The organism is Bradyrhizobium sp. Cp5.3, from assembly GCF_000426265.1.
Classification (GTDB): Bacteria; Pseudomonadota; Alphaproteobacteria; order Rhizobiales; family Xanthobacteraceae; genus Bradyrhizobium; species Bradyrhizobium neotropicale.
Genome location: NZ_AUFA01000118.1, coordinates 1 through 2975 on the forward strand (window position 1 = coordinate 1; position 2975 = coordinate 2975).

Annotated in this window: 4 protein-coding genes; all 4 read left to right on the forward strand. The window is 59.7% G+C overall.

Going from position 1 to position 2975, the window contains the following annotated elements; all coding sequences use genetic code 11:
• Positions 1 to 506 precede the first annotated feature (506 nt).
• A complete protein-coding gene (locus K289_RS52955) occupies positions 507 to 641 on the forward strand; it encodes a hypothetical protein (RefSeq protein WP_256380045.1) in 135 nt (44 codons plus the stop codon).
• Between the two features lie 435 nt (positions 642 to 1076).
• A complete protein-coding gene (locus K289_RS0140615) occupies positions 1077 to 1883 on the forward strand; it encodes a hypothetical protein (protein WP_027556521.1) in 807 nt (268 codons plus the stop codon).
• A 198-nt stretch (positions 1884 to 2081) separates the two neighbouring features.
• Positions 2082 to 2270, forward strand: a complete 189-nt coding sequence (locus tag K289_RS50040) for a type II toxin-antitoxin system HicA family toxin (protein ID WP_082905725.1) — start codon at positions 2082 to 2084, stop codon at positions 2268 to 2270.
• 5 nt (positions 2271 to 2275) lie between these two features.
• Complete coding sequence (locus tag K289_RS0140620) at positions 2276 to 2674, forward strand: type II toxin-antitoxin system HicB family antitoxin (protein WP_027556522.1); 399 nt, start codon at positions 2276 to 2278, stop codon at positions 2672 to 2674.
• Positions 2675 to 2975 lie beyond the last annotated feature (301 nt).

Below are 2975 nucleotides of genomic sequence, written 5' to 3' on the forward strand. Positions count from 1 at the left end.
AAAGGCCGGACATATGACCGCACCGTTCCAATGTGTGAAATCGACTGAAAAAGCTCTTGCCACGCGGGCCGTTCCACATATGGGGGCAAGGTCAGTACCGACACCGGTTGTGCTATTCAAGAGCCGTTCAGTCGGCTCAACTCTACCGACCTCGCCTCGAAGAGGTTGGCGTCGCGGAATGACTGTCGAACGGTACCGGTGCGGTCGGGCGCCGCTGCGCTGGGCCACGCAGCTGTTTCAGAACGGCGAGCTCTGGCTCGCCAGCAACACCATGATCGTGCGCGAGCGCGGCGGCCGGCCCGAGTGGGTGCCAACCCGCTTCATTCCGCCGTATAAACCTCGAAGCGATCTTCTTCGAGAAGACCCATGCGGCGGTCGCGTTCGCCGTCCAGCACCTGAGCCTGAAGTTTCCGTGCAAGGTGGAGATGAGGCTTGTCGGAACGACGGACGTCGCACTCGCAGTCGATCAGGAGCGAATGCTTCCGATCCGGAAGGAGAAGATCGTCATGCGTCAGGACCTCGCTGACGAAGCGGGCCTCGAAAGCGCGCTGCTCGCGTTCTTCGAGCAGGTGCACGACGCCGCCGGCTTCGCGGGGCCGGCCGTGATGTTCGGCTTCCCACCAGACAAGCCAAGCGCCTGAACGTCGCTTGGCGAACGGCAAGCTTCCAAGGCCCGGCGAGATATTCCCATACCTGCAATCCCGTCACGGCGCCGTCGTACGGTTCGAACTCGCCTCCCGAACTTCGCTGCAGTTGCTTCAGAGCGCGCTTTCTCCACCGCGCCGTGAGCGGCCCTGGGTAGACGGCTGACCGATTTCAAGAGGAGCAGGCTTGAGACCAATTAAAAAATCTATCGGACTGTCAGGATTGATCCCCGTCTGCCCGCGCCCGATGTTTTTGGAACGTTGTAGGGCAAGCGGTCGAGGAGGCGAACGTGGTCACTGAGATTAAGGCCGACTGTTGAGTTCGGTCGGACCGGGGCCGTCGGCTCAAGAGCCGATGCATGGTTTTTCGGCGGCGCCAGGTCATACCGCTCCGCTGAGTATGAGATTTCGACCCAACTCTGGATCCTTCTGATGACCACATCCGCGCTCAACGTCGCCGAAGCTTCACTGGTGCTCGAGCAGCCGGCCCCAAGGCGCCGCCTTCGGGCTGCGACCATCGTCGCCGCTCTCTTTGGCCTGCTGGCGGTCACGGCAATCCCCCTGAGCGAAGGTTTCTCGGTCGGCGGTCGCGCGGCTGTGGGGCAAAAGCTTTCGACCGTGGGCGCTCGGGTCGAGGATTTCGTACCTGAGGATCGCAGCAAGCTCTCCAAGCCCATTATCGGCGGTTTGATCGCGGGCGCCGCGTCGACCGTCGGCAAGCGGGTGGCAGGCGCCTTGGTCGACGTGTCCTGGCCGGTGGCGCAGGCTTGGTTCGATCGAAAAACCCATAAGACCGACCAGATGATTTGGGCCGGACCGCTTCACATCGTCAACGGTAAGCCCGATGGCCGTGACGACACGGTGACGACGTTGAAGTTCGACGGAGACGGAAATCTGGCTCTCGCATACAGGCTAGCCCGGTTTTCCGCGATAATGGGCTTCGACGTCGGCAAGTTCAAGATGTCGGCGACCGCCACGATGGTGGACGGCGACTGCTCTTGCACCTACCGCTCGTACGGGCCGGAGGTCGAAATCTGGACCACCGGTGTCGTCCAGCAGACGTGGCGTTCCGAGAAAAACCACCGAATCTACTCCGTCGTCGCCGCAATGGACTCGAACGGACAACTGGCATCGGGCCAGGTCACAGCGAGCTTCGGCGGCGTTACGATGACCCGTCCTGCCGTCTTCGGCTCGCCCCATGACAAGTTGAATGCGGACAAGCGACTCGACAACTATTGAAGTGGCGCAGTCGTGTTCGAGCAGCCTCGGTCACTCCGGCGGACGGGGAAGATGCAGACCTTGCCGTCAGGGGCGCGGTTGGCAAGCGTCAGTCGCTGGATAGGCGGCTGCTATCGTCAGAATTTTCGGTCCTGAGGTCGGAACCGCTAGGTCAACTTTATGTTGACAGTGTACATAGAGTGTGTATAAGTACACACCATGAAAAGCCGGGAAATTATCTCGGCCCTTCAAGGGGATGGATGGTTTGAGGTGGCCCGGAAAGGCAGCCATGTGCAATTCAAACATCCATCCAAAAAGGGCCGCGTAACTGTTCCGCACCCCGAACGGGATGTCCCGATCGGGACACTTAAGAGTATCGAAAAGCAGTCAGGTCTCAAACTGAGGTAAGAGCCATGCGTAACTATATTGGTCTTATCCATAAGGATGCCGACAGCGATTTCGGCGTCGCATTTCCAGACTTCCCCGGAGTGATCACTGCTGGCAAAAGCCTTGATGACGCTCGTGCTATGGCAGAGGAAGCCCTCACCCTTCATATCGAGGGTCTTGCTGAAGATGGAGAAGCCATTCCGGAGCCCTCTGCTCTAGAGGACGTTATGGCCGATCCTGATAACCGGACGGGGGTAGCTATTTTGGTGTCGGTCAAAACCGAACAGCCAAAGGCTATACGCGTGAATGTCACTCTTCCTGAGGACGTTCTGGATCAGATCGACAAGTACGCTGAAGCGCACGGCTTCACTAGATCAGGCCTTCTAACTCAAGCGGCGAAGAGGCTCATAGCAGAAGCCGCCTAATATCAAGGCTCCGAACTCGTTCGGGGCCGTTTCTTTGTCCCCTTGGGCGCGTTCCGCGATTTCGGCTTTTCCTTCAGCGGCTTGCCGTTGACGGTCGGCCGAGTTTGGCGTGTTCATGTCATCAAGCGTCGCCTTGATTGCCTTGTCGCCGAGTGCTGCAGCCAGGCTTTCCGCCGCCCCGAACGCCGTCACCAGCGGTGATCGCGGGGTACGCATACGACGAAGACCGCCTGTTTGACGCATGCGCGCGGGCACCGCGAGCTCTATGATGGCGTTGCGTGAAGGTCAGGCAGCCTGCTGA